This window comes from Stenotrophomonas sp. CFBP 13725, from assembly GCF_014841935.1.
Lineage (GTDB): Bacteria > Pseudomonadota > Gammaproteobacteria > Xanthomonadales > Xanthomonadaceae > Stenotrophomonas.
On record NZ_JACYUV010000004.1, the window covers coordinates 94,726 to 120,348 of the forward strand.

Here is a 25,623-nt window from a genome sequence, read left to right on the forward strand (position 1 = left end):
CCTTCGATGAGCGGAACCTCCGCGCAGCGCATGCAACCGGGGGCAGGCGATACCCGGGGACGACAGTGGCGTAGCGTCGCCTTGGTGATGGCCGTGGTGGCCGTGTTCGCGGCCATCCATCAGGTCATCCTCAACCGGGCGCATCCCGATGCGCTTTACATGGACTCGCTGCGTCTGCTGTTCCAGCTTGACCAATGGCAGGCGGGACGGCTTTCGACATTCGACTTCTGGGGAGGGTCCTCGCACCGCGGATTCGTGAACCAATTGTTCCTATGGGCGAACGTCAGCCTTTTTGATCTGGACGTACTGCTTGCCAATCGCTTGACCGGCGTTGTGATCTCTGCCGTCGCGGCGTGCCTGTGCATGTCTTGGATGGCTGACATGCGACACCAGCCCGGCCCGCAGCGTCCGGCGCTGAATGTGATCGTGATGGTGATCGTGGCGGCGCTGTGCTTCAGCTGGGCCGGCTACGAATTGCTGACCCTCGATCTCGGCCTGCCGCTATGGACGAAAAATCTTGCGTTCGTTGGATTCTTCTGTGGCCACGCCCACCTGCTTTCCGGGCGCTCGCGCCGTCCAGCGGTGTGGTTGGTGGCTCTCGTGCTGGCTGCACCAGTGATCGTCCTGGTGTGTGGCATGGGCTGGAACTATGCCTTCGTAGGGGCCGTGCTGATCGTTCAGGTGTTCTCGTTCCTGCCAGCGTGGAGGGCTGAAGGACGCTGGACCGGGGTTCTTCCGAGCGCGGCGGTGGTGATCTCGATGGTGGTTTACCTGCTCAGCGGATCGGTCACCGATGCGTCCACCCGTAATGGTCTCAACGTCGGCATGGATACGCCGGTGCTGCTTCTGTATGCGATGGGCTCCACGCTGGGATACCGCGAAGCGGTCCTGCTGGGAGGAAAGCTGCCTTTAGTGACCATCGCCGTGCTGGGCGGCATCCTGCTGGTGGTCGGCACGGTCGCAGCCGTTTCCTGGCTGCGCCGGGGTGCGCCGGGATCGCGATTGCCGCTGCTGCTGGTCCTTTACGGTGTGCTGATTGCCGCTTCGCTGACATTGGCGCGTGGTGTTGAAGGCCCGTTCGGGGTGATGGCGTCGCGTTACTACATGGACCTGGTGCTGGGCCTCGTGGGGGTAATCTGGCTCGCCGCACGCGAACTGCAGGCTGCACCCCGGCGCGCAGTCGGATGGAACGTGCTGGTGGGGGCCTTGTTGTCGGGCGTCCTGGTAACCCAGATGCTCACCTATGCCCAGGAGTGGAAAGCCAGTCCCTTCCGCGAAAGCATCTTCGCGGCCATGAACAAGGCGTTGTTGCGGGGCGTTCCCGACGATGCCGCCGCCAGCCTGCTGCAGGCGCAGCTGGAGTACGGGCGAAAGGGCGCCAACGTCATGCGTGAGCGTCATCTGGCGCTTTACGCCGACGGCGCTGTGACCGAGTGCTCCACGCGCAAGATCGAGTACACGCAAGGCTGGCACGCGGCTGAAGGCGCCGCGCGCTGGAGTGGCGCGAACGCGTCGCTTGCGCTTCCGCCCTGCGGCTGCGCCTATTTCGCGGAACTGTATGTGCCCGAGGGTCAATCCGAACGTCGTGTGCGTATCAGCACGGCAGCGGGCAGCGAAGATGTTCTGACCATACAGCCAGGCCAGGCGGCGCGCGCTCGCGTGGGCAATGAGCGTGCCCAGCTTGCGGTCGACCCGGTCATCATTCCCATCCGCGATCAGCCGGGAAGCAGCGACAGTCGCGAGTTGGGCGTGCTTCTGACCGGGTTCTCGGTCAGCTGCGAGGTGCCGTGACCGTGGCCGGGAAAAAGAAGGGTGCGTTACCGTTCGCAACGGGCGCGCCGGGGCCGCTGCAGCGTCTGATCAAGGACCAGCGGGTGTTGTTTCTTCTGGTGGGAGGTGGCAACACCGCGTTCAGCACGGCGCTGTTTGCCTGCTTGGTGCTCCTTCTGGGGCCGGACGTGCCGTCAGTGGTCAGCTTGGGCATTGCCTGGGTGGTGTCCCTGGTGCTGGTGTTCTTCGTGTACCGGCGGCTGGTCTTCCGGGTCACCGGCAATGGCTGGGGTGACTTCCTGCGCTTCAGCAGCGTCAATGTCGGCAGCCTGCTGCTGAACATCGGAGCATTGGCTTTGCTTGCCGATGTTCTCGGGTTGCCGGCCATCCCCACCCAGATCGGGATCACGGTATTGGTGGTGGTCTTCAACTATATCGGCCACAAGCATTTCTCGTTCCGGCGACGATCCGAACCACCCACTGCGGAGAAAAAGGAATGAACCCACGTGTTTCTGTCGTCGTGCCGGCATACCGGAACGTCGAATACCTGGCGCAGACGCTGGACTCGATCCTTGCGCAGGACTATGACAATTTCGAGCTTGTCGTGGCTGATCATTCCTCCAACGACGGTACCGACACGTTGCTGGAACGCTATGCCGATCATCCAAAGGTTCGCATTCTGACGCCCACACCCACCGGCGGCGGTGCCAAAGCCAACTGGGACCGGGTCAGCATGGCGGCGCGCGGCGAGCTGATGAAGCTGGTCTGCGGCGACGACCTGATTGCTCCCAATGCCCTCAGCCGCCAAGTCGCGGCGCTTGATGCGTACCCGTCAGCGGTGCTGGTCGCCAGCAAGCGCGACCTTGTGGACGCGCAAGGCAGGATAGTGATCGCCGCGCGTGGCCTCGGTTCACTTCACGGACTGGTGCGTGGGCGTGACGCGGTGCGCGCGTCGGTGCTTGCCGGCACCAACCTCTTCGGTGAGCCCGGCTGCGTGATGTTTCGGCGGGAACTGCTTGTCCAGGCCGGAGGCTGGGACAACGCACATCCTTACCTGATCGACCAGGCGAGCTATTCGGCGATCATGCTGCAGGGCGATATGGTGGCATTGCGCGAAAGCCTGGCCAGTTTCCGCATCAATGCAGGACAGTGGAGCGTGAGACTGATGAATGATCAGGCGCAGCAGGCAATTGAATTCCACAACGCGCTTGCTGCGGCTGATCCGGAGCTGCTGTCGCCCATGACGCTGCGCGTGGGGAACCTGAAAGCGCGGCTGATGGCGCACGCAAGGCGCCTGACCTACCTGTGGCTGGGACGCCGGATGGGCACGGCCTGAGGTTACGGCCATGCCGTCGGTTCAGGGGCGATCGTCTTCGTCCCGGCCTTCCACGTTGGTCGTGCGTCCGATGATGTACTGCGGGCGGTTGTTGATGTTCAGCAGCACGCGGCCTGTGTACTCGCCGATGACGCCGAGTGCCAGCAACTGCAGGCCGCCCATGAACAGGATGGTGATGATCAGCGACGGCCAGCCCACCGGCATCTGCGGACTGTGCAGCTTCTGCCAGAGCACTACCACGGCCAGCAGGAATGCCACGCACGAAGCCAGCACGCCGGCCAGCGAGACAAAGCGCAACGGTACGATGGAAAAGCTGGTCGCCATCTGCAGCCAGAGCGAAATCGACTTGCTCAGGCTATAACCAGAGTGGCCATCGCTTCGCGCATGGTGCTGGCCGAGAAGGGTTGCGATGCGTTTGGGGCTGGTGCTCTGCACCAACAGTCCGTCGAGATAGACAAAGGGCCCCTCGTAGCGCCGGGCTTCTTCAGCCAGTTCACGCACGAAACCCCGGAAAGGCGACAGATACAAGCCCTCCGGCTTCTTCAGCAAGCGTGCGGCGACCATGTCGTTGAACCGGCTGCCTGCGCGTTTCCACAATGCATGTTTGCGGCCTTCGAACTGTACGTAACAGAGGTCGGCGCCATCGCGCAGGGTTTGCAGGATGCGTGGAACGTCGGCCGGATCGTGCTGCAGATCATCGTCCATCGTGACGATGTAGCGGCCTCGTGCGAAGCCGAGGCCGGCCATGATCGCATTGTGCTGGCCGGCATTGCGACGCAGGTCCACGCCGATCAGCCACGGACGCGTGCGGGCTTCGTCGCGGATGACATGCCAGGCATTGTCGGGGCCGGCGTCGTGTACGAGTACTACTTCGAAGCCGTCTACGCCCAGCACAGGTACCAGCACTTCCTCCAAGCGGGCCACGAGGCTCGGCAGGATCGAGGCACTGCCATAGACAGGAATGACGATGGAGAGTTCAGGCTTCATGGCAGGCGCCGTAATATTTCTGGATCACGCGGAGTGGATAGTCTGGCCCAAAATCGACTCCGATGTCTCGAGCAACCTGCTCGGACAGCGTGCTGTCGATCGCCATTGCTTCGCCACGGTCCACCAGCACGCGGCGCGCGCTGCGACCCAGCACCTGCTCGAACAGGTCGACGATGCGGGGCATCGGGAGTGACCACGGTGAAGCGATGGCGACCACCGGCGGCGGGGCACCGCCATCGAGGATATGGGTGGCGATGGCGGCGACATCGTCGATGTCGATCAGATTGCGTTGCGCGCCTGCCCACAGCGTCAGCTGCCGTTCCTGCAGGATACAGTCCCTGAGGAAATTGGTGAGGGTATTCGGGTTGAGCGTACGGCCTACGACCTGCGGCAGGCGCAGTACGGTGCCGCGGCCGGAACCGATGACCAGCGCTTCCATTTCCCGCTTGTGCTGGAAGTAGACTGAGTGCTCTTTGGCGTTGACCACGTTGCAGCTGCCGAAGTAGACCAGCCGCCGCTGGCCATCGGCCAGGTAGCCGCCCAGCATGTCGTGCTCGCGCGCAAATGCCGCTGGGTCTTTCTCATTCGAGTTGGAGACGCCGGAGGCGAAAATGACCGTCGAATCGTCCTCTGCGTAGCGCTGTGCGAACGCGCGGGCCACCAGTCCCGAACCGACGATCATCTGGTGAGGGCCTCGGGCCAGCGGGTGGTGGAGGTCATCTGCATTTTAGGGCCATCCATGAGGTTCAGGCCCATGGGGCCGGTGACAAGAAAACAGACGCCAGCTGGCGTACTGCCTGTGGGCATGATCGATCGGGGGCGGCGAGGCCGCGCCCGATCGTATCATCCGGCCTTCAACCCAAGGCGGCTTCCAGCTCCGGCAGCAGCGTGAACAGGTCGCCAACGAGTCCGATATCCGCAATCTCGAAGATCGGCGAATCTGGATCCTTGTTGATCGCGACGATGGTACCAGCATCCTTGATACCGGTCAGATGCTGGATCGCACCACTGATGCCAATTGCCACATACAGCTCCGGCGCAATGATTTTGCCCGTCTGGCCAACCTGCAGTTCATTGGGCACATAGCCCGCATCCACGGCGGCGCGCGAGGCACCCACTGCAGCACCCAGCTTGTCAGCCAGCTGGTAGATCACCTTGAAGTTCTCTTCCGAACCGACGCCGCGGCCACCAGACACCACACGCTTGGCGCTCTGCAGGTCAGGACGGTCGCTGCTGGCCGCGGCCAGGCCCACGAAACGGGTATGGGTCGGCAGGGTCGCCTCGACAGCCAGCGCTTCCACGCTGGCGCTGCCGCCGCTAGCGGCTTCCGGCCAGGAGGCGCTGCGCACGGTCGCGACCACCGTCTGGTCGGCCGGCGCCTCGACGGTAATGATCGCATTGCCGGCGTAGATCGGGCGCTTGAAGGTATGGCTCCCTTCCACCGACATCAGATCGGAGACCTGGGCGACGCCCAGCAGGGCGGCCACGCAGGGCATGAGATCCTTGCCGAAGGTGGTGGACGGACCGAAGACATGGCTGTAACCATCTGCTGCCTTGGCGATCTGCGGCGCCAGCACCTGCGCGATCGGGTTGGCATTGGCAGCGTTGGCCACGGTCAGCACCTTGGACACACCGCTGATCCTGGCCGCGTCTGCGGCAACGGCCGCTGGATCGGCGGCCAGCACCAGCACATGAACCTCAGCACCAGCCACGGCCGAAGCAGCGCTGACGGTCTTGGCGGTGGCGGCGTTGAGCTTGCCGTCGTGGTGCTCGGCGATGACGAGAATCCTGCTCATTACAGCAACCCCTTCTGCTTGAGTGCGGCCACCAGTTCGGCGGCATCCTTGACCATTACGCCCTTGCTGCGCTTGCCAGGTGCGGCATAGGTGGTGGTCTTCAGCGTATCGACGGCTTCAACGCCGAGGTCGGCCAGCTGCAGGGTTTCCAGCGGCTTGGCCTTGGCCTTCATGATGTCGGGCAGCTTGATGAAGCGCGGCTCGTTCAGGCGCAGGTCGGTGGTTATAACGGCCGGCAGATCCACTTCCAGCGTTTCCAGGCCGGCGTCGACTTCGCGGGTCACCGTGGCCTTGCCATCAGCGATCTCCAGCTTGCTGGCGAAGGTCGCCTGCGGTCGGCCCCAGATCGTGGCGAGCATCTGGCCGGTCTGGTTGGCGTCATCATCGATGGCCTGCTTGCCGAGGATGACCAGCTCGGGTTGCTCCTTCTCGATCAGCTTGAGCAGGGCGCGCGCCGCCGTCAGCGGCTGGATCGCCTGGTCGGTGACGATGTGGATGGCGCGATTGGCACCCATGGCCAAGCCGTTGCGCAGATGCGGCTGGGCATCGGCCGGGGCGATGGTGGCAACGATGACTTCGCTGGCGATGCCCTTGTCGCGCAGGCGCAGGGCTTCTTCCAGTGCGATTTCATCGAAGGGATTCGGGGACAGCTTGACCCCGTCAGTCACCACGCCGGACCCATCCGGCTTGACCTGAATGCGGACGTTGTAGTCCACCACGCGCTTGTATGCGACGAGGATTTTCATCTGCTACAGGATCCTTATAGTGCCGGTCGCTGGCCGGCTTGCAGTCAAGGGAACTTCCGGTCGGCTTCCGGTCCTGGAAGCAGCAACCGGTTCGGAGGTTGGGTCCCGATTCTAACTGGCGATTGGCTACCATGCGAATGCGTATGGTGAGGCGCCCGATATTGCATTGCGGCATGACCGGCGTATTCATCCTCCGAGCACGTCTTACGGTAAGTGGCGTTGTATCCTTTGAGGATGAGTTGGTCGGGCCATGGAGGCCCGGACACGCAACCCCTCAATAGGAGAACAGGTAGTGCCCACATGGCTTGTCACCGGCGGTGCCGGATTCATTGGCGGTAATTTCGTCCTCGAGGCAGCCGCACGCGGCGTCAAGGTCATCAATCTCGATGCCCTGACCTATGCGGGCAACCTGAAGACCCTGTCCACACTCGACGGTAATCCCGATCACGTGTTCGTGGAAGGTGATATCGGCGACAGCGCCCTGGTCACCCGCCTGCTTGCAGAGCATCAGCCCGATGCCGTGCTGAACTTTGCTGCCGAAAGCCACGTCGATCGTTCGATCGACGGCCCAGGCGCCTTCATCCAGACCAATGTGGTGGGTACGCTCGGCCTGCTGGAAGCGGTGCGCGATTACTGGAAGGCATTGCCGGCCGACAAGGGTGAGGCGTTCCGCTTCCTGCATGTGTCCACCGATGAGGTGTATGGCACGCTTGGTGAGACCGGCAAGTTCAGCGAAACGACCCCCTACGCGCCGAATTCGCCGTATTCGGCGTCCAAAGCCGCGTCGGATCACCTGGTGCGCGCCTTCCACCATACGTACGGCTTGCCGGTGCTGACCACCAACTGTTCGAACAATTACGGGCCGTACCACTTCCCCGAGAAGCTGATCCCGCTGGTGATCGCCAAGGCGCTGGCCGGTGAGCCGCTGCCGGTATACGGTGATGGCAAGCAGGTGCGCGACTGGTTGTTCGTGTCCGATCACTGCGAAGCGATCCGTACCGTGCTGGCCAAGGGACGCGTCGGCGAGACCTACAACGTGGGCGGCAACTCCGAGAAACAGAATATTGAAGTGGTGCAGGCCATCTGTGCGCTGTTGGACGCACGTCGTCCGCGTGATGACGGCCAGCCGCGCAGCAGCCAGATCACCTACGTCACCGACCGTCCCGGCCACGACCGACGCTATGCGATCGACGCCTCCAAGTTGAAGGACGAGCTTGGCTGGGAGCCGGCGTACACCTTCGAGCAGGGCATCGGCTTCACCGTCGACTGGTACCTGGACAACCAGGAATGGGTGAACGGCGTGCTGGATGGCAGTTATCGCCTGCAGCGCATCGGCACCACCGCCTGAGCCTACAAGGACCTCGTACCCATGACGCAGACGCAGCGTAAAGGCATCATCCTGGCTGGCGGCTCCGGCACCCGGCTGTACCCGATCACCAAGGGCGTCAGCAAGCAGTTGCTGCCGGTCTATGACAAGCCGATGATCTATTACCCGCTCAGCGTGTTGATGCTGGCCGGAATCCGCGAAGTATTGATCATCAACACGCCTCACGAGCAGGCGCTGTTCCAGCACATGCTGGGCGACGGCTCGCAGTGGGGCATGGACATCCAGTACGCCGCCCAGCCAAGCCCGGATGGCTTGGCGCAGGCCTACCTGATCGGCCGTGACTTCCTGGACGGCAAGCCCAGCTGCCTGGTGCTCGGTGACAACGTGTTCCACGGTCACGGCCTGACAGAGGTGCTGAAGCGTGCCGATGCGCGTGCCGATGGTGCCACCGTGTTCGGTTATTGGGTCAACGATCCCGAACGTTACGGCGTGGCCGAGTTCGACGACAATGGCAAGGTGATCGGCCTGGTCGAGAAGCCGATCAAGCCGCGTTCCAACTACGCGGTGACCGGTCTGTACTTCTACGACGGCAAGGCCAGTGAGTACGCTGCTGAACTGAAGCCCTCACCCCGCGGTGAGCTGGAAATCACCGATCTCAACCAGCGTTATCTGGACGAGGGTGCACTGCACCTGGAGCCGTTGGGCCGCGGCTACGCGTGGCTGGATACCGGTACCCACCAATCGCTGCTGGAAGCCTCCAACTTCATCGAAACCATCCAGACCCGGCAGGGCCTGCAGGTGTGCTGTCCGGAGGAAATTGCCTTCGGTAACGGGTGGATAAATGCCGAGCAGCTGGAAGCACTTGCCGCGCCGCTGATCAAGAATGGCTACGGCCAGTACCTGCATGCGCTCGCCGTCCGAGGAAGTGTTGTATGAAGATCATCGAGACCAAACTGCCGGGCTGCGTGGTCATCGAGCCGGCCGTATTCGGCGATGAACGTGGCTACTTCTTCGAAACCTGGAATGCCGAGCGGTTCGGCCAGCACGGCCTGCCGACGAAATTTGTGCAGAGCAATGTATCCACCTCGGCGAAGGGCGTGCTGCGTGGCCTGCACTACCAGTGGCCACGGCCGCAGGGCAAGCTGGTCAGCGTGCTGGAGGGCGAGGTGTACGACGTCGCGCTGGATATCCGCCGCGGCTCGCCGACTTTCGGCCAGTGGGAAGCCGTCGTGCTGAGCGCGGAGAACAAGAAGCAGTTCTGGATCCCGGAAGGATTTGCTCATGGGTTTGCCGTGCTGTCCGAGCGGGCGGTCTTCAGCTACCTGTGCACCGACGTGTATGTAAAGGAAGCCGACGCCGGCGTGCGTTGGAACGATGCCGACGTGGCGGTCGACTGGCCGATCTCCGACCCGACGTTGTCGGCAAAGGATGAAGCCGCCCCGTTCCTGAAGGACATCGCCGAAGAGCGCCTGCCGGTGTTCCAGGCATGACGATCCTGGTGTTCGGCGGCAACGGCCAGGTAGGCCAGGAGCTGCTGCGTTCGCTGGCACCGTTGGGTGACGTGGTGGCCACAACGCGTAGCGGCGTGTTGCCGGATGGCAGTGCGTGCGGGGTCGCAGATTTCAACCAGCCTGATTCGCTGGTCGCGTTGCTTGATCGCCTGCAGCCATCCACCGTGGTCAATGCCGCCGCCTACACGGCGGTGGACAAGGCAGAACAGGACGTTGATGCGGCATTCCGCGCGAACGCAGAAGCCCCTGGCGTCATCGCACGCTGGTGTGCCCATGCGGGCGTGCCGTTCGTGCATTACTCCACCGACTATGTATTCGATGGTGAAGGCACGGCGCCCTATCGGGAAGATCAGCGGACGGCGCCACTGGGTGTCTATGGCACCAGCAAGCGCGATGGCGAAGAGGCCGTGCGTGCTGCAGGCGGCCGGCACCTGATCTTCCGCACCGCGTGGGTATACGCCTCGCACGGTGCCAATTTCCTGCGCACCATGCTGCGCGTGGGGGCAGAGCGCGACGCGCTGCGTGTCGTAGCGGACCAGATCGGTACGCCGACCCCCGCCGCGCTGATCGCCGATGTCACGACGCAGGCACTACAGCATTCCGGTGCCCTGTCCGGCACGTGGCACCTGACTGCTTCCGGCCAGACCAGTTGGCATGGTTTTGCCGAGGCGATCTTTGCCGAAGCGCTCGCGCGTGGCGTATTGGCAAAGGTACCGAGCGTTGAAGCAATTGCCAGTTCGGAATACCCCACGCCAGCCAAGCGGCCGTCGTGGTCGGTGCTGGACAACCGCAAGCTGCAGCAGGATTTCGAGATCGTGCTGCCGTCGTGGCAGGTCGGGCTGAAGCGAGTGATTGGCGAAATCGCCTGAAAGAGAAAGCGGGGCATTGCCCCGCTGTTTTCATTCAAAGGAGTGTCGAGCAGACACTACTGCCGACCGTACGTATCTTCGAAGCGCACGATATCGTCTTCGCCAAGGTAGCTGCCGGACTGCACTTCGATCAACTCCAGCGGCAGGCGTCCCGGGTTGCGCAGGCGGTGCGTCACGCCCAGCGGGATGTAGGTGCTCTGGTTCTCGCTCAGCAACAGCACTTCTTCGCCACGCGTGACTTCGGCGGTGCCACTCACAACGATCCAATGCTCTGCGCGGTGATGGTGCATCTGCAGGCTGAGCGTGCCACCGGGCTTGACCGTGATGCGCTTGACCTGGAAACGTGCGCCGTTGTCGATCGAATCGTAAGCGCCCCACGGCCGATACACCTTGCGGTGCCAGGTGGCTTCGCTGCGTCCTTCGGCCTTCAGTCGGGCAACCACCGCCTTGACCTCCTGCATGCGGTCGCCCTTGCCGACCAGTACCGCATCGTCGGTCTCCACCACGATCACATCGTCCAGCCCGACCATCGCCACCAGGCGCTGGCCGTAGGCGTACGTGTTGCGGCAGTCGATCGCGATGACATCGCCCTGGTGCGCGTTGCCGTCGCCGTCCTGCTGCGATACATCGCGCAGTGCGGTCCATGACCCGACGTCGTTCCAGCCAGCGTCCAGCGGCACCACCACGGCGTCGGCGGTCTTTTCCATCACCGCATAATCGATGGAATCTGACGGCACTGCCGCGAAGGCCTCTTTGTCCAGCCGGGTGAAGTCTGCTTCGCGCCGCGACTTCTCCCACGCGTCACGACTGCCGGCCAGCATTGCCGGCTGGAAACGTTCAAGCTCCTGCAGGTAACGCGACGCCTTGAACAGGAACATGCCGCTGTTCCAGTAGTACTGGCCACTGGCCACATAGTCGGTCGCAGTAGCGAGGTCCGGTTTCTCGACGAAACGCTCGACCGCGCGGGCGCCTTCGCCGGCGGCCGCCTTGATGTAGCCATAGCCGGTCTCGGGCCCGGTTGGCACGATGCCGAAGGTCACCAGCTTGCCGGCCTCGGCTGCGCTGGCGGCATGTTCGACCGCGCGCAGGAAGGCGGCCTCATCACTGATCACGTGATCCGAAGGCAGCACGAGCAGCAGCGCATCGGCGCCATCGCGGGTAGCCTCCAGTGCCGCCACCGCAATGGCGGGAGCGGTATTGCGCCCCAGCGGCTCCAGGATGATCGCGGCAGGTTGCGCACCCACCTGCTGCAACTGCTCGGCGGCAACGAAGCGATGTTCCTCATTGGCAACAATCAGTGGACCACGTGTGGAGATTGCCGCGACGCGCTTCCACGTCGCCTGCAGCATCGTCAACTCGCTGGCCAACGGCAGGAACTGCTTTGGGTAGGCCTCGCGCGACAGCGGCCAGAGGCGAGTTCCGGATCCACCGGAAAGGATGACAGCCTGGATAGTGTTCATTTCAGTTCCATTGAGTGGTGATTACTGCTGCAGCAGCGTAGCGATCTCATCGGTGCGTGCCTTGAGCAGCGCCGCATCGCCCCGCGTCTCCACGTTCAGACGCAGCAGCGGCTCGGTATTGGAGCTGCGCAGGTTGAAGCGCCATTCGCCGAAATCGGCGCTGATGCCGTCGGTGTGGTCCAGCGCAGGCGCGTGCGAAGCGAAGTGTTCCATCACGCGGCCCACCGCGACCTTGGCATCAGCGACCTTGAAGTTGATCTCGCCGCTGCAGGGATAGGCGGCCATGCGGTCCTCCACCCAGTCGGCCAGCGACTTGCCGCTTTCCGACACGAGTGCGGCAATCAGCAGCCACGGGATCATGCCGGAGTCGGCATAGGCGAACTCGCGGAAATAATGGTGCGCACTCATTTCGCCGCCGTACACCGCATCTTCGGCGCGCATCTTTTCCTTGATGAAGGCATGGCCGCTTTTGCACAGGACCGGAATGCCGCCGGCCTGTTCGACCATCTCGACGGTATTCCAGGTCAGGCGCGGATCGTGCACGACCTTGCCGCCCGGATGGCGCTTCAATGCCGCCTGTGCCAGCAGGCCGACCAGGTAATAGCCTTCGATGAAACGGCCGGTATGGTCGAAGAAGAAGCAGCGGTCGAAATCGCCATCCCACGCGATGCCGAAGTCCGCGCCATGTTCACGCACCGCTTCTGCGGTGGCGGCGCGGTTCTCCGTCAGCAGCGGATTGGGAATGCCGTTGGGGAAGTTGCCATCCGGCTCATGGTTGATGCGGATGAACTCCAGCGGCAGGTGCGGGGCCAGCAGGTCGACGATGGCGCCTGCGCCGCCATTGCCGGCGTTGACCACCAGCTTCAGTGGTTTCATTGCGGCGACATCCACATACGACAGCAGGTGCTGGATGTAGGCGCTCTTGTCGTGCTGCTCGCTCTGTCCACCGACCGGCGGCAGTGCGCCTGCGGTGTCGGCCGCCACGGCGTCGGAGATGGCAAACAGGCCGGTGTCCGAGCTGATCGGACGGGCGTGTTCGCGCACCAGCTTCATGCCGTTGTAGTCCATCGGATTATGGCTGGCGGTGACCATGACGCCACCGGCGGCCTGCAGGTGGTCGGTCTGGAAGTACACCTCTTCGGTGCCGCACAGCCCGATATCGATGACCTCGCGACCCGCGCCGCGCAGGCCCACCACCAGTGCATCCTGCAGGGCACCACTGGTCAGGCGCACGTCGTGGCCGACAACCACGGCCCCGGCGTCCAGCTGGTCCGCAAGCGCCACGCCGATGCGGCGGGCGAGGTCTTCGTTGAGTTCGTCCGGCACGCGGCCGCGGATGTCATAGGCTTTGAAAGCGGGAAGGGGCATGGAGTCAGTTCCTTTGGGGGGCCAGCCCTGTAGTTTATACGCCGATGTGTAGGCGAACCGTTGTCATGGGCACCCGGCACCGGCTCGGAGGCGGGTCATTCATGAGCGGCCTTCCGCGCCCCCTTGCCCTTTTTCGCCGGTGCCCCCGGTAAGGGCTCCAGCAACGCATTCAGGTCACTCTCGCTGAAACCGGGCCCCGACGCGCTGCCGTTTTCGAGGATCGAATCCGCCAGCGACGCTTTGCGCTGCTGCAGTTCGGTGATCCGTTCCTCGATGCTGCCAGCGGCGATCAGGCGGTAGACGAAGACGGGCTTGTCCTGGCCGATCCGATGGGCGCGGTCGCTGGCCTGGTTCTCGGCGGCCGGGTTCCACCACGGGTCGAAATGGATGACCGTATCGGCTGCGGTCAGGTTCAGGCCGACACCACCTGCCTTGAGGCTGATCAGGAAGATCGGCACCTCTCCCTGCATGAACCGGCGCACCGGAGTGGCGCGGTCACGGGTGTCGCCGGTCAGGGTGACAAATGCCAGGTCACTCTTCTCCAGAGCCTGCGCGATCAGCTCCAGCATGCGCGTGAACTGCGAGAACACCAGAATGCGTCGGCCTTCCTCCACCATCTCCGGCAGCAGCGTCATCAGCAGGTCGAGTTTGGCTGACCCCTGCGTCCGTGGCGCGGCGTCACCGGGCAGCAGGCGCGGATCGCAGCAGACCTGACGCAGCTTCAGCAGTGCGTCGAGCACGACGATGTGGCTTTTCGCCAAGCCCTTGCCGGCGACGGCCTCCCGCACCTTTTCCTGCATGGCGGAGCGCACGGTCTCGTACAGGTCACGCTGGCTGCCTTCCAGTGCCACGTGGCGTGTGATCACGGTCTTGGGTGGCAGTTCGGTCGCGACCTGGTCCTTGCGTCGGCGCAGGATGAACGGACGCACCCGCTGCGCCAGCAACTGGGCGCGCTGGGCGTCAGCGCTGCGCTCGATCGGATGGCGCCAGTGCTGGTTGAACAGTTTCTCGCCACCGAGCAGGCCAGGCAGGACGAAGTCGATGTGGGTCCAGAGTTCGCCCAGGTGGTTTTCCAAGGGCGTACCGGTCAGACACAGCCGATGCCGGCTCTGCAGCGTGCGCAGGGTGATCGCCGCGCGTGCCTTGGCATTCTTCACCTGCTGGGCTTCGTCGAGGATCAGCAGGTGGTAAGGATGCGCCTGCAGCGCGGCCTCATCCCGCCAGACAAGCGGGTAGGTGGTCAGCACCAGGTCATGGGCGGGAATCTGTTCGAACAGCGCCTCACGCGCGGGGCCATGCAGGACCAGCACGCGCAGACCGGGTGCAAAGCGCGCGGCCTCTTCCTGCCAGTTGAACAGCAGCGAGGTCGGCATGACCACCAGTGCAGGCCGGTCCAGCCGCCCGCTCTCTTTCTCCAGCAGCACGTGCGCGAGGGTCTGCAGGGTCTTGCCCAGGCCCATGTCATCGGCCAGGATGCCGCCCAGTTCCTGCTGGCGCAGGTACTGCAGCCAAGCCAGGCCGTCCAGCTGATAGGGGCGCAACGCGGCTGCCAGACCGACCGGTGCCGTAACGGCCTGCGGCGTGGGTTCCTGCAGCAGCCGCTGCACCATCGCGCGGGTATCGACGGCACCGCGCAGCTGCAGGCTTCCGGACTGTTGCAGGGCCTGCAGACGCCCCCTGTCGCGCGCGGAAATCCGCAGCGGTCCCGCCCCCTTGCCGAGCAGGTCGCCGAGCAGCGCAACGACGGGCTTCAGCCGCTTGGCCTGGAAGGACAGCGCACCGGCGTCGGTGGACGCAATCAGGATGCGTTCGTCATCGTCGATCGCATCCAGTGGCCCACGCGTCCAGCGCGGATCGCTCTGCAGCAGCTGCGCCAGCATCGGGGCGAGTGCCACCGTCTGGCCATCTACCTCGATGTCCAGTGCGACCGTCATCCAACCCGCGGCTGTGCCGTCGAGCTCTACATCCCAGAGCACGCTGTCCACCACGGTGATCCGATGGCGGAAATCCTCCGGTACGGTGATCACCCATCCCAGCGCCTGCAGCTTGGGCAGCTCGTGCAGCATGAAGCTGCCCCAGTCGTAGGAGCGCAGGAAGAAATGGGGGCCGGCCCCACTGAGCAGGGCCGGGGAATGGGGATGGCGATGCAGCCCGCTGCGACGAAGCTCGCTCTCGCGGCAGGCTTCCTCGGCCGTGTCGCGCGGCAGCAGCTCCATCGCTCCATCCGTACCGCGCACGAAGCGCGAAGAATCATCCAGGTGCTTGAAGTGGTCACCGTAGGCGAAGGAGACGGTGGCGAACTCCAGGCGCTGCGCCTGCCCTCTGCGCGCACCCCACGCATGCTGCTGTTCTTCGGTATGCAGCATCAGGTGCGGAATCATGCCGTCCACTTGGGCGATGGGTAGCGCATCAGCTGTAGCCGGCGGGAGGGGCAGGGCAGCGTACAGCTGCTGCAGCAGCTGCGCGGTTAGCGTATGTTCGTCGGGCAGCAGGGGCGGCAGATCCCGTGCGCGCGGCGTGCTGGTCATGCCATTCCGACAGGCGGGTGAGCAGCTCGGCGCGCACCGGTTGCGCGTCCTGTGGCAACGCCGCCTCGCTTTCTTCTTCGGGCCCGTGCAGGGCCCGCATCATGACCGCGGCCACATGCTTGCAGTTGTCGCCCACCGGACAGCTGCAGCGACCGTGCAGGCGACTGAGTGGGTGACGCAGGCTGGTCCGCAGGTCGATGGCAACGCGATAGGGCCGGGTCTCCGTTCCCTCTACTTCAGCACGCAGCATGTCCCCTTCCGTGCGCAGGTCATGCACCCGATCCAGATAGGCCACCGCCTTGGTGATGGTGCGGTCGTCGAGCCAGCGATACAGATCAACTTCATTGAACAGGGCGGACATCAGCAAGGTTCCAGCAGGTCGGCGCCTTGCCGCACATCAATGTGCAGGCCGTGCCAGGGATCATCAGTTTACGAACTGTGTCCATCGCGGCAAATGCTGCGTCGCACCCCAGCCGTGCACCGGGGTGCCGGTAGAATGCCGTCATCCTTACCGTGCGGAACAGTAATGCCATGGATACTCCCGGTACCGGCAGCAAGCGTGACAAACGACATGCCAGCGCGGCGCTTGCGCTGCAGGGCGTGGTCGCCGACGGCCAGACCCTTGCGGTGGGCGGCTTCGGCCTGTGCGGCATCCCCGAGGCCCTGATCGCCGCATTGAGGGACAGTGGCGTCACCGGCCTGACAGTGATCTCCAACAACGCCGGCGTGGACGGTTTCGGCCTTGGGCAACTGCTGGCCACCCGGCAGATCCGCAAGATGATTTCGTCCTACGTGGGCGAGAACAAAGAGTTCGAGCGGCAGTTCCTGGCCGGTGAGCTGGAGCTGGAGTTCAACCCGCAGGGCACGCTGGCCGAGCGCCTGCGCGCCGGTGGCGCGGGCATCCCGGCGTTCTTTACCGCCACCGGCTACGGCACGGTGGTAGCCGAGGGCAAGGAAACCCGCGAGTTTGATGGCCGCCACTACGTGATGGAAACCGCACTGCGTGCGGACGTGGCGTTGATCAAGGCGTGGAAGGCGGACGAAGCCGGCAATCTGGTGTTCCGCCGCACCGCGCGCAATTTCAATCCGGCGTGCGCGATGGCCGGCAAGGTCTGCATCGCCGAGGTGGAGGAGGTGGTGCCGGTCGGCAGCATCGACCCGGACCAGGTGCACCTGCCCGGCATCTACGTGCATCGCATCGTGCACAACGCGCATCCTGAAAAGCGCATCGAACAGCGCACCGTCCGTACGGAGAACACCTGACATGGCCTGGACCCGTGATGAAATGGCGGCCCGCGCGGCGCGCGAACTGACCGACGGTGCGTACGTGAACCTGGGAATCGGCCTGCCGACCCTGGTCGCCAATCATATTCCGGAGGGCGTCGATGTCTGGCTGCAGTCCGAGAATGGCCTGCTCGGGATCGGCCCGTTTCCCACAGAAGCCGAGATCGATCCGGACCTGATCAATGCCGGCAAGCAGACCGTGACCGCGCGCGCCGGTGCCAGCTATTTCGGCAGTGACGACAGCTTCGCGATGATCCGCGGCGGGCACGTGAACCTGGCCATCCTGGGCGCCATGCAGGTGACCGATAGTGGCGACCTGGCCAACTGGATGGTGCCCGGCAAGATGGTCAAGGGCATGGGCGGCGCGATGGACCTGGTGGCTGGCGTGCAGCGGGTGGTGGTGCTGATGGAGCACACCGCGAAGAACGGCGATCACAAGATCCTGAAGGCGTGCTCGCTGCCTTTGACCGGGGTGGGCGTGGTCGACCGCATCATCACCGACCTGGCAGTCTTCGATGTCACCGACGCCGGACTGGTGCTGGTGGAAACCGCGCCGGGTGTGGAAGAAGCCGAGTTGCTTGAAAAGACCGGCGCGCCGTTCAAGCGCGCCTGACGACCTTGCTGTTCCCACAGGACCTGCCCGATGCCGATGTCCGCCACCTTCCGGGGTGGCTGCCGTCGGCACAGGCGCATGAACTGCTGGTCGCACTGCTGCACGACATACCGTGGGAAGTCCATCGCATCCGCATGTTCGGTCGCTGGGTCGATTCGCCCCGGTTGAGCTGCTGGATGGGCGATCCGGATGCCCGCTATCGCTATTCGGGCGCGGACTTCCAGCCCCACCCGTGGAGTGCCCTGCTGCGGCCGGTGCGCGATCGGCTGCAGGATGCACTGGATGCGCGTTTCAACAGCGTGCTGCTGAACCGGTACCGCAACGGCGCAGACAGCATGGGCTGGCACAGTGATGATGAGCCGGAGTTGGGGCATGCACCGGTGATCGCATCGCTGAGCCTGGGTGCATCACGACGCTTCCTGCTGCGGCGACGCGAAGAGCATGCGCGAAAGGCGGAGTATCTGCTCGGTCACGGCGATCTGCTGGTAATGGGAGGAGATACCCAGCGGTATTACCAGCATGCCGTACCGCTGACGACCCGCTCGCAGGAGGAGCGGGTAAACCTGACATTCCGCCTGATTACCTCACGACAGGCCCAGCCGGCCGGCTGAGCAAGCCCGCGTCCGTATCCTGCTTCCCCGTCGTCAACGCCCAGCCCACCACCTCCGCCGTCAGCGCGTTCATGCCGCGCTCGAATGCGGCCGCGACGGCCGGCACGTCGGTGCTGCCCACCGGCTGTTCCTGGCGGAACGTACGGTCGGCCACCACGCGCTGGTCCACGACGTGGATCAGCTTGGTGTTGATCTCGATCAGCACCGTCGGCGTCGGCTGGCCCCGGTAGTCCGATTCAAACCGGCGGATATCCGTGGCGAGGCGGTAATCGGCACGGATGCCGGCGGCGGATCGGGCTACGCCGGCAATGCGGCCGGAATCCTCAAAGCCGCGCAGCAGCGCGTCTTCCATCATGTCGGTGGCCGGCTGTGCCCACGTGGCACCGCTGTAGATTTCCAGCTCGGCCGGCGTAGGCCGCACGTTGATGCGCGGGCTGTCGACCATGCGCGTCGCGCTTGGCTTGGACAGCACCAGCTGCCAGGCCACGGTCGGCCAGGACGGGTCGACCTTGACCTGCAGGGCAGGCGCATAGATGGTCACGGCGTTGCGATCGCCGCCCGCCAGGATCGAACAACCGGCCAGGCTGGCCAGCAGGGCGGCCGGCAGCAGCAGGCGCGTCAGGGACAGGGATGGCATGCGGTTCATTCGGGTTCGAACTCCTTCGGTGCGTCGCGGCCGAGCAGGTAGCGCGCGGGATTGTTCTCAAGACGGTCGCTGACCCGGCGCAGATCGCGGATCAGCCCGCGCAGTTCGGTCAGGGTCGGGCCCAGCTGGCCCAAGCCATCGCTGGCAAAGCTGTTGATCGCTGCGCGGTTCTCGCCAAGGATCGAATCAGCATTGCCGGCCGCCGAATCCATCTTGGTCATCGTGGCGTCCAGCTTGTCGATGATGCCCGGCAGCTGCTGCACCAGATTCTGGTCCAGACGCTTCATGGTGCCGTTGGTGGTCTTCAGGGTTTCATCCAGGCTGCGTGCGGCATTGCGCGCGCTGAGCAGCAGGGCCTGGGTACCCTGGTCGCGGTCGGCGAGGCCGCCGCTGATGGTTTCGATGTTGGCCAGCGTGGCATTGATCGCGGCCACGTTGCGGTCACTGAGCACCTGGTCCATGCGCTCGACGATCCGGTTGGCCACGTCGGTGATGTTCTGCAGCGCCGACGGCGTGGTCGGGATGATCGGGTACGGATCCTTGTTCACCGAGGTCAGCGCCGGCGACTGCGGAGTGCCGCCACTGAGCTGGATGATCGACGGGCCGGTCAGACTGGTGATGGCCAGCTTGGCGCGGGTGTCGGTCTTTACCGGGGTGGTGGAGTTCAGGCGGATCTTGGCGACCACCTGGCGCGGATCATCCGGCACCAGGCTGAGCTCGGTGATCGAGCCCACCGCGATGCCGTTGTACTGCACCGGGCTGCCGACGGTCAGGCCGGTCACCGCTTCACGGAAGACCACGCGGTACTCCTGCCAGGTCCGGTCCGACGAATACTTGGCTGCCCATAGGCCGAAGGCCAGCAGGGCCAGGCCGGTGATCAGGGTGAACGCGCCGATCAGCACGTAGTTGGCTTTTGTTTCCATGACTCAGGCACTCTCGGTCTGTTCGCCGCGCGCGGCACGCGCACGAGGTCCGTGGAAATATTCCTGGATCCACGGATGGTCCAGTTTTTCGATCTCGGCCAGCGGTGCGTTGGCCACGACCTTGCGGTCCGCCAGCACCGCCACCCGGTCACAGATGGCATACAACGTGTCCAGATCGTGTGTGATCAGGAATACGGTCAGGCCCAGCGCTTCCTGCAGGGTCTTGATCAGGCGGTCAAACGCGGCCGCGCCGATCGGGTCGAGTCCGGCGGTGGGTTCGTCCAGGAACAGCAGCGGCGGGTCCAGTGCCAGCGCACGTGCCAGGCCGGCACGTTTGCGCATGCCACCGGACAACTGCGATGGCAGCTTGTTGATCGCATCCGCCGGCAGGCCGGCCAGTTTCACTTTCAGCAGGGCCAGCTCGTAGTGCCAGCGCTCCGGCAATTCGCGGTGGTGCTCTTTAAGCGGCACCTGCACGTTCTCGCCCACGGTCAGCGACGAGAACAACGCGCCATCCTGGAACAGCACACCGGTGTTGCGCTGGATGTGCAGGCGGCTTTCGGCATCACCGCCGCGCGCATCCCGTCCCAATACTTCGATCTGCCCTTCGTCCGGTGTACGCAGGCCCAGGATCGAGCGCATCAGCACGGATTTACCCGTGCCCGAGCCGCCGACCACGCCCAGGATCTCGCCGCGACGCACGTCGAGGTCCAGGTCTTCGTGCACAGTCTGCGTGCCGAAGCGATTCACCAGCCCGCGCACGCGTATCGCAAGGTTGCCCTCATCGCCGCTGCGTTCGTCGCCAGCGGGAGCGGGAGTAGCGTTCAATTCGTCCACGGTCACCAGCCCACCTGCATGAACCACAGCGCCGCAAAGGCGTCGAGGATGATCACCAGCGAAATGGCCTGGACCACGCTGGATGTCGTGCGCTCCCCGACGGACTGCGCGGTGCCTTCGACTTTCAGGCCTTCCAGGCAGCCGATCAGGCCGATCACCAAGGCGAACACGGGGGCCTTGGACAGGCCGACCAGCATGTTGCGTACTTCCATCGTGTCGTACATGCGCGCGATGTACATCTGCGGCGGGATATCCAGGTCGAAGGCACCCACGGTGATACCGCCCGCCAAGCCAGCGATCATCGCGATGAAGGTCAGCAGCGGCAGTGTAATGAGCAGGGCCACGATGCGCGGCAGCACCAGCAGGTCCATCGGGTCCAGGCCGAGCGTGCGCATCGCATCGATTTCCTCGCGTGCCTTCATCGCGCCGATCTGCGCGGTGAACGCGCTGGCGGTGCGGCCGGCGAGGACGATGGCGGTCAGCAGTACCGCGAACTCACGCAGGAAGGCGATGCTGACCAGCTCCACCACGTAGATCTCCGCGCCGAAGTCACGCAGGATCGTCGAGCCGAGGAAGGCGATCACCGCACCGACCAGATAGGAGAGCAGCGCCACCAGCGGGACGGCGTCCAGGCCGACCTGTTCCATCTGGTGCACGGTAGCCGTCAGCCGGAATCGACGCGGTTCCTTGACCAGCCGGGCGCCCTTGACCAGGCTTTCACCGAGGAAGCTGGCCAGCGCGACGATGTTCTGTCCGGTAGCGTGCATGCTGCGGCCCAGACGTTCAAGTGCGGCCAGTACGCCGAGATCGCGCTTCTTCTTGGGCCGGTCGTCGGCCACCTCTTCGATGGTGCTGACCAGGGCTTGATGGTCCTCGCGGAACTGCACGGCATCGGGCTGCAGGTCAGCGCGGTGCGCGACCCGCAGCAGTTGCAGCACGCCGGCCGAGTCCAACTGGTCGATGCCGGTGGCATCGATACGGGTCAGCGGTTGGGGCAGGTCGCGCAGGACCTCGGCCGACTGCAGCGCCGTATGCAGCGTCCAGCGTCCGGACAAGCGGATGCTGCCGGGCTGGTCGGCGTCGATTTCGATCTGGGGTGCGGTGTCGGTGGTCATGGTGGGCATCAAGGATGCAGCATAGCGTGTGCATGTCGCATGCAGCGTAGGTCCTGTCCGAATGTCCTTCTGCACGGGGCGGGGCTGGGTGATACTACCGCGCATGCCTGTCGACGCCTCTCCCATCACCTCGCCCCCGGCCACCTATGCGCAGCGGGTGGCCTTCGTCTGCGAAATCGCCGGACGCCTGCACAGCTATGGAACGACGGCGCAGCGCCTGGAGGCGGCCGTGGTGGCGTTGGCGCAGCAGCTGGGGCTGGATTGTGAGCCGTGGTCTAACCCGACCGGCATCATCCTCAGTTTCAGCGACCCGGCCAAGGCCATCGGCTCCAGTGACATCACCCGGGTGATCCGCCTGGCACCGGGCGAGAACGATCTGCATAAACTCAGCGTCGCCGACCGGATCGCCGAGGATGTCGCCAATGGGCGCATGAGTCTGGCGCAAGGGCATACCGCGCTGCGCCAGCTCGATGCCGACCCCGGCATGCGCGGCAAGATCAAGGAAGTGCTGTCCTACAGCCTGGGCGCGGCCGGCGTGGCGGGCCTGTGGAAGCTGCCTTGGCTGGATATCGCGACCGCTGGCGTGATCGGCCTGCTGATCGGCCTGTTGGGGCGCTGGACCAGCCAGCGCGCGGCAACCAAGGAAGCCAGTGAAGCGTTGGCGGCGCTGCTGGCGGGCCTGGTGGCGACGCTTGTGGCGACTTACGTGGGTGCGTTGAACCTCAACACGGTGGTAATCGCGTCGTTGGTGATCCTGTTGCCGGGTATGTCGCTGACCAACGCGGTCAATGAACTGGCCAGCCAACATTGGGTGTCCGGTACGGCGCGGGTGGCCGGTGCGCTGACCACGATCATGAAGCTCACCGTCGGCGCGATGATCGCGGTGACGCTGGCTGACGTGATCGGCCTGGATCCGGTGGTGCGCGCGTCGCGTCCGCAGGGGGCGTGGGTGGAATGGAGTGCGCTGCTTATCGCTGCGATCGCCTTCGCCATGCTGTTCAAGGCCAGCCGTCGGGACTTCCCGTGGGTGCTGGCGGCCTGTGTGGCGGGTTATGCGATTTCCAAGTTCGCCGGTCATGCGTGGGGTGCGCCTGCGGGCATCTTTCTGTCGGCGATGCTGCTCACTGCGGCGGGCAATCTGTTTGGTCGCGTGGTACAGCGGCCGGGGGCGATCATCCGCCTGCCGGGCATCATCATGATGGTGCCCGGCAGTACCAGTCTGCGCGGGGTGCTGACCTTGGTGCAGCAGCAGGACGTGGGGGCGGGGCAGGGGGTGTTCCTGACGGTGCTCAACGTGGTGATGGCGCTGGTGGCGGGCCTGTTGTTCGGCAATCTGCTGATACCGGCGCGCAAGACGTTGTAACGGTGGCGAACGGGCTGGGCCCCCTCGCGGCTGGCAGCTTGTTCGTTAGCTGTCCGGGGCAGGGCCGGGCGGGGAGGCTATGCGGGGCACGCGCAAGTACGTCCATGTAGCTCTTCGCGGCTCCTGCCGCTCAAGGCCCCGCACAGCCTCCCCGCCCGGCCCTCGGACACGATCCGGTGACTGCCAGGCCGCGTATGAAAGAGAGAAGGGGCATAAAAAAACGCCGGCTTCGCAGCCGGCGTTTTTTCAGATCGCTGGGCCTTTTCAGGCTTTCTTGATCAGGTATTCCTCGACCTTCTTGCCCTTGCTCGTCAGCTCGGCCAACCAGCGCGGCTGCTTGCCACGGCCGGTCCAGGTTTCCTTGGTGTTGGCCGGGTTGCGGTACTTCGGTGCCACCTTGCCCAGCTTGCGGCCGGCGGTTTTCGACGGGGCCTTGGTCGCGGCCTTGCGGGCGCGCGGGGCGGGAGCGCCACCGAACAGTTCTTCGATGCTGTAGCCCTCAACCTTCGCCAGCTTTTCCAGCTGTGCGCGCACCTTGGTGATCGGGCGGCGCTTGGCGACGATGGTCTGCTGCTTCTTGGCGGTGCGGATCAGTGCGCCAAGTTCGCGTGCCGACAGACCGGTCAGATCAATACTCATGCAGTGCTCCAGATAATAGGGAAGGGTCTGCCAGTCCGTGGCTCGGGCCCAAGAGTAATGCGCATTTCCGGCAAGCACAAACAAAATCGTGAATCGGCGGGGGCGATGGGAAAATGAAAAGGCCGGGATAATCCCGGCCTTTCATCATTAACCCAGCAGTTTGCGCATCAGGCTGTCGCGATCCAGGCTCTCGGCCTCGCTCGCGCGGCGCGCGCGATATTCGTAAGTGCCGGCAGCCAGGCCGCGTTCGGATACGACGATGCGATGCGGCACGCCGATCAGTTCCATGTCCGCGAACATCGCGCCGGGACGCAGGCCGCGGTCATCGAGCGCCGCGTCCAAGCCGGCCCCGCGCAGGCTTTCCAGCAGTTCGCCTGCCGCCGCCGCGACGGTCTCGTCGCCCTTCGGATTGATCACGCAGACCACTACCTGCCACGGCGCCATCGCGTCGGACCAGATGATGCCGGCGTCGTCGTGATTCTGCTCGATCGCCGCAGCGACGATCCGCGAGATACCAATGCCGTAGCAGCCCATCGTCATCGCCGCGGCCTTGCCATTCTCATCCAGCACCGTGGCATTCAATGCCTGGGCGTACTGGCGACCCAGCTGGAATACATGGCCCACTTCGATGCCGCGGGCGATTTTCAGCTCGCCGCCGTCGCGTGCGCGGTCACCGGCGCGCACATTGCGGATATCGGCGATCTCCGGCTCCGGCAGGTCACGTCCCCAGTTGACGCCGGCCAGATGGAAGCCGGCCTCGTTGGCCCCGACGACGAAATCGGCCAGTGCAGCGACTTCCGGATCGGCGATGACGCGGATGCCTTTGCTCGGCGCCACCGGCCCCAGGAAACCGGGAATGCTGCCGAGGTAATCGGCGATCTCCGCTTCGCTGGCGAACCGCTGGTCGGCCAGCCCGGCGACCTTGGACAGTTTGATTTCATTGACCTCATGGTCGCCACGGACCAGGGCCAGCACGAAGCCTTCGGCGGTCATCAACGCCACCGACTTCACCGTGCGCTGCAAGGGGAGGCCCAGCAGCGCAGCCACGTCTTCGCAGGTTTTCTGCGTGGGCGTTTCCACTTTGCGCAGGGACTCGCTGGCCGCTGCGCGTGCAGCAGGTTCGGCCGCGATGGCGGCTTCCATGTTGGCGGCGTAGTCCGAGCCGGTGGAGAACACCAGCGCGTCCTCGCCGGAATCGGCGATGACGTGGAACTCCTGCGACGCGTCGCCCCCGATGGCGCCGGAGTCGGCCTGCACCATGCGGAAATCCAGTCCGAGGCGGGTGAAGATGCGGGTGTAGGCCGCCTTCATGTTCTCGTACTCGCGCACCAGGTCGGCGTCATGCAGATGGAAGGAATAGGCATCCTTCATCAGAAACTCGCGCGCGCGCATCACGCCGAAACGCGGGCGGATCTCATCGCGGAACTTGGTCTGCACCTGATAGAAATTGACCGGCAGCTGTTTGTAGCTGGCCAGCTCCTGCCGCGCGAAATCGGTGATCGCTTCCTCGGCGGTGGGGCTGTAGCAGAACTCCTGCTCCTTGCGGTCCTTGATCTTCAGCAGCTGCGGGCCGAACTTTTCCCAGCGGCCGGTGGCCTCCCACAGCTCGCGCGGCTGGATGGTGGGGATCTGCAGTTCGACCGCACCGGCACGATCCATTTCCTCGCGCACGATGCGCTCGACCTTGCGCAGCACGCGCAGGCCCAGCGGCGACCAGGTGTACAGGCCGGAGGCGAGCTTGCGGATCATCCCCGCGCGCAGCATCAGCCGGTGGCTGGTCAGCTCGGCGTCGCTGGGGGTTTCCTTGGTGGTGTGCAGGTGGAACTGGGACAGGCGCATCGTCGGCATCATCTAACGGCGGAAGCCGTTATTCTGCCAGCCCGGCGCCTGCCGT

25 protein-coding genes and 1 pseudogene are annotated in these 25,623 nt (G+C 64.5%); 11 read left to right on the forward strand and 15 right to left on the reverse strand.

Annotated features, from left to right (window positions below):
• The first annotated feature begins 6 nt into the window (after positions 1 to 6).
• Genes IFT65_RS08605 through IFT65_RS08615 form a run of 3 tightly spaced genes read left to right on the forward strand, consistent with a single transcriptional unit; the run spans position 7 to position 3,106 of the window.
• Positions 7 to 1,791: a hypothetical protein gene (locus IFT65_RS08605; RefSeq protein WP_192081126.1), complete on the forward strand. Its 1,785-nt coding sequence runs from the start codon at positions 7 to 9 to the stop codon at positions 1,789 to 1,791.
• A 2-nt stretch (positions 1,792 to 1,793) separates the two neighbouring features.
• On the forward strand, positions 1,794 to 2,270 hold the full coding sequence (locus IFT65_RS08610) for a GtrA family protein (protein WP_197974059.1): 477 nt from the start codon (positions 1,794 to 1,796) through the stop codon (positions 2,268 to 2,270).
• Positions 2,267 to 3,106 carry a glycosyltransferase family A protein gene (locus tag IFT65_RS08615; protein WP_192081128.1) on the forward strand — a complete coding sequence of 280 codons (840 nt, stop codon included), beginning with the start codon at positions 2,267 to 2,269 and terminating at the stop codon, positions 3,104 to 3,106. Before IFT65_RS08610 ends, IFT65_RS08615 begins: the two co-directional genes overlap by 4 nt.
• 21 nt (positions 3,107 to 3,127) lie before the next feature.
• Here IFT65_RS08615 and IFT65_RS08620 read toward each other — a convergent pair whose 3' ends face one another.
• From IFT65_RS08620 to IFT65_RS08635, 4 genes are all read right to left on the reverse strand, one after another.
• Positions 3,128 to 4,093: a glycosyltransferase family 2 protein gene (locus IFT65_RS08620; RefSeq protein ID WP_192081129.1), complete on the reverse strand. Its 966-nt coding sequence runs from the start codon at positions 4,091 to 4,093 to the stop codon at positions 3,128 to 3,130.
• Complete coding sequence (locus tag IFT65_RS08625) at positions 4,083 to 4,775, reverse strand: NAD(P)-dependent oxidoreductase (RefSeq protein ID WP_192081130.1); 693 nt, start codon at positions 4,773 to 4,775, stop codon at positions 4,083 to 4,085. Before IFT65_RS08625 ends, IFT65_RS08620 begins: the two co-directional genes overlap by 11 nt.
• Before the next feature lie 172 nt (positions 4,776 to 4,947).
• Positions 4,948 to 5,889, reverse strand: coding sequence for an electron transfer flavoprotein subunit alpha/FixB family protein (locus IFT65_RS08630; protein WP_192081131.1), 942 nt, complete (start codon positions 5,887 to 5,889; stop codon positions 4,948 to 4,950).
• Positions 5,889 to 6,635: an electron transfer flavoprotein subunit beta/FixA family protein gene (locus tag IFT65_RS08635; RefSeq protein WP_192081132.1), complete on the reverse strand. Its 747-nt coding sequence runs from the start codon at positions 6,633 to 6,635 to the stop codon at positions 5,889 to 5,891. Before IFT65_RS08635 ends, IFT65_RS08630 begins: the two co-directional genes overlap by 1 nt.
• 292 nt (positions 6,636 to 6,927) lie before the next feature.
• On the opposite strand from IFT65_RS08635, the gene rfbB reads away from it, so the two are divergent.
• Genes rfbB through rfbD form a run of 4 tightly spaced genes read left to right on the forward strand, consistent with a single transcriptional unit; the run spans position 6,928 to position 10,342 of the window.
• Positions 6,928 to 7,983, forward strand: a complete 1,056-nt coding sequence (rfbB, locus tag IFT65_RS08640) for a dTDP-glucose 4,6-dehydratase (RefSeq protein WP_192081133.1) — start codon at positions 6,928 to 6,930, stop codon at positions 7,981 to 7,983.
• Between the two features lie 21 nt (positions 7,984 to 8,004).
• On the forward strand, positions 8,005 to 8,898 hold the full coding sequence (rfbA, locus tag IFT65_RS08645) for a glucose-1-phosphate thymidylyltransferase RfbA (RefSeq protein WP_192081134.1): 894 nt from the start codon (positions 8,005 to 8,007) through the stop codon (positions 8,896 to 8,898).
• Positions 8,895 to 9,452, forward strand: coding sequence for a dTDP-4-dehydrorhamnose 3,5-epimerase (gene rfbC, locus IFT65_RS08650; RefSeq protein ID WP_192081135.1), 558 nt, complete (start codon positions 8,895 to 8,897; stop codon positions 9,450 to 9,452). The genes rfbA and rfbC overlap by 4 nt, the downstream gene beginning before the upstream one ends.
• Positions 9,449 to 10,342 carry a dTDP-4-dehydrorhamnose reductase gene (gene rfbD, locus IFT65_RS08655; protein ID WP_192081136.1) on the forward strand — a complete coding sequence of 298 codons (894 nt, stop codon included), beginning with the start codon at positions 9,449 to 9,451 and terminating at the stop codon, positions 10,340 to 10,342. The genes rfbC and rfbD overlap by 4 nt, the downstream gene beginning before the upstream one ends.
• Before the next feature lie 56 nt (positions 10,343 to 10,398).
• Here the strand turns inward: rfbD and IFT65_RS08660 are convergent, their stop codons facing one another.
• The 5 genes from IFT65_RS08660 to IFT65_RS08675 all read right to left on the reverse strand — a co-directional run bounded on the left by IFT65_RS08660 (position 10,399) and on the right by IFT65_RS08675 (position 16,231).
• Positions 10,399 to 11,802: a mannose-1-phosphate guanylyltransferase/mannose-6-phosphate isomerase gene (locus IFT65_RS08660; protein ID WP_192081137.1), complete on the reverse strand. Its 1,404-nt coding sequence runs from the start codon at positions 11,800 to 11,802 to the stop codon at positions 10,399 to 10,401.
• 21 nt (positions 11,803 to 11,823) lie between these two features.
• Positions 11,824 to 13,170: a phosphomannomutase gene (locus IFT65_RS08665; RefSeq protein WP_192081138.1), complete on the reverse strand. Its 1,347-nt coding sequence runs from the start codon at positions 13,168 to 13,170 to the stop codon at positions 11,824 to 11,826.
• A gap of 95 nt (positions 13,171 to 13,265) precedes the next feature.
• Positions 13,266 to 15,551 carry a DEAD/DEAH box helicase gene (locus IFT65_RS08670; protein WP_249405105.1) on the reverse strand — a complete coding sequence of 762 codons (2,286 nt, stop codon included), beginning with the start codon at positions 15,549 to 15,551 and terminating at the stop codon, positions 13,266 to 13,268.
• 28 nt (positions 15,552 to 15,579) lie between these two features.
• Entirely contained in the window at positions 15,580 to 16,059 is a 480-nt protein-coding gene (locus IFT65_RS18690; protein ID WP_249405106.1) for an SWIM zinc finger family protein, read from the reverse strand.
• Positions 16,040 to 16,231, reverse strand: coding sequence for a hypothetical protein (locus IFT65_RS08675; RefSeq protein ID WP_192081139.1), 192 nt, complete (start codon positions 16,229 to 16,231; stop codon positions 16,040 to 16,042). The genes IFT65_RS18690 and IFT65_RS08675 overlap by 20 nt, the downstream gene beginning before the upstream one ends.
• On the opposite strand from IFT65_RS08675, the gene IFT65_RS08680 reads away from it, so the two are divergent.
• The 3 genes from IFT65_RS08680 to IFT65_RS08690 are packed head-to-tail and all read left to right on the forward strand — an operon-like array spanning position 16,230 to position 18,206.
• Positions 16,230 to 16,961, forward strand: coding sequence for a CoA transferase subunit A (locus tag IFT65_RS08680; RefSeq protein WP_192081140.1), 732 nt, complete (start codon positions 16,230 to 16,232; stop codon positions 16,959 to 16,961). The two genes, IFT65_RS08675 and IFT65_RS08680, sit on opposite strands and share 2 nt — an antisense overlap.
• A gap of 1 nt (position 16,962) precedes the next feature.
• Positions 16,963 to 17,595, forward strand: a complete 633-nt coding sequence (locus tag IFT65_RS08685) for a CoA transferase subunit B (protein ID WP_192081141.1) — start codon at positions 16,963 to 16,965, stop codon at positions 17,593 to 17,595.
• A 5-nt stretch (positions 17,596 to 17,600) separates the two neighbouring features.
• On the forward strand, positions 17,601 to 18,206 hold the full coding sequence (locus tag IFT65_RS08690) for an alpha-ketoglutarate-dependent dioxygenase AlkB (RefSeq protein ID WP_192081142.1): 606 nt from the start codon (positions 17,601 to 17,603) through the stop codon (positions 18,204 to 18,206).
• On the opposite strand, the gene IFT65_RS08695 is transcribed toward IFT65_RS08690, so the two are convergent.
• From IFT65_RS08695 to IFT65_RS08710, 4 genes are read right to left on the reverse strand one after another with little or no spacing between them, the layout of a single operon-like run.
• Positions 18,175 to 18,843, reverse strand: coding sequence for an ABC-type transport auxiliary lipoprotein family protein (locus IFT65_RS08695; protein WP_192081143.1), 669 nt, complete (start codon positions 18,841 to 18,843; stop codon positions 18,175 to 18,177). The two genes, IFT65_RS08690 and IFT65_RS08695, sit on opposite strands and share 32 nt — an antisense overlap.
• 5 nt (positions 18,844 to 18,848) lie before the next feature.
• Entirely contained in the window at positions 18,849 to 19,775 is a 927-nt protein-coding gene (locus tag IFT65_RS08700) for an MlaD family protein (RefSeq protein ID WP_188326010.1), read from the reverse strand.
• A 3-nt stretch (positions 19,776 to 19,778) separates the two neighbouring features.
• The gene (locus tag IFT65_RS08705; RefSeq protein ID WP_192081345.1) at positions 19,779 to 20,603 is read right to left on the reverse strand and encodes an ABC transporter ATP-binding protein; all 825 of its coding nucleotides are present in this window, start codon (positions 20,601 to 20,603) and stop codon (positions 19,779 to 19,781) included.
• 11 nt (positions 20,604 to 20,614) lie between these two features.
• Positions 20,615 to 21,736, reverse strand: a complete 1,122-nt coding sequence (locus tag IFT65_RS08710) for an MlaE family lipid ABC transporter permease subunit (protein ID WP_188326011.1) — start codon at positions 21,734 to 21,736, stop codon at positions 20,615 to 20,617.
• A gap of 94 nt (positions 21,737 to 21,830) precedes the next feature.
• Between IFT65_RS08710 and IFT65_RS08715 the strand changes: the two genes are divergently transcribed.
• Entirely contained in the window at positions 21,831 to 23,090 is a 1,260-nt protein-coding gene (locus IFT65_RS08715; protein ID WP_188326012.1) for a threonine/serine exporter family protein, read from the forward strand.
• A gap of 270 nt (positions 23,091 to 23,360) precedes the next feature.
• On the opposite strand, the pseudogene IFT65_RS08720 reads toward IFT65_RS08715, so the two are convergent.
• Both IFT65_RS08720 and IFT65_RS08725 read right to left on the reverse strand, forming a co-directional pair.
• Positions 23,361 to 23,729, reverse strand: a pseudogene (locus tag IFT65_RS08720) (H-NS histone family protein); the annotation flags it as partial.
• A gap of 147 nt (positions 23,730 to 23,876) precedes the next feature.
• Positions 23,877 to 25,568, reverse strand: a complete 1,692-nt coding sequence (locus IFT65_RS08725; RefSeq protein WP_192081144.1) for a proline--tRNA ligase — start codon at positions 25,566 to 25,568, stop codon at positions 23,877 to 23,879.
• Positions 25,569 to 25,623 lie beyond the last annotated feature (55 nt).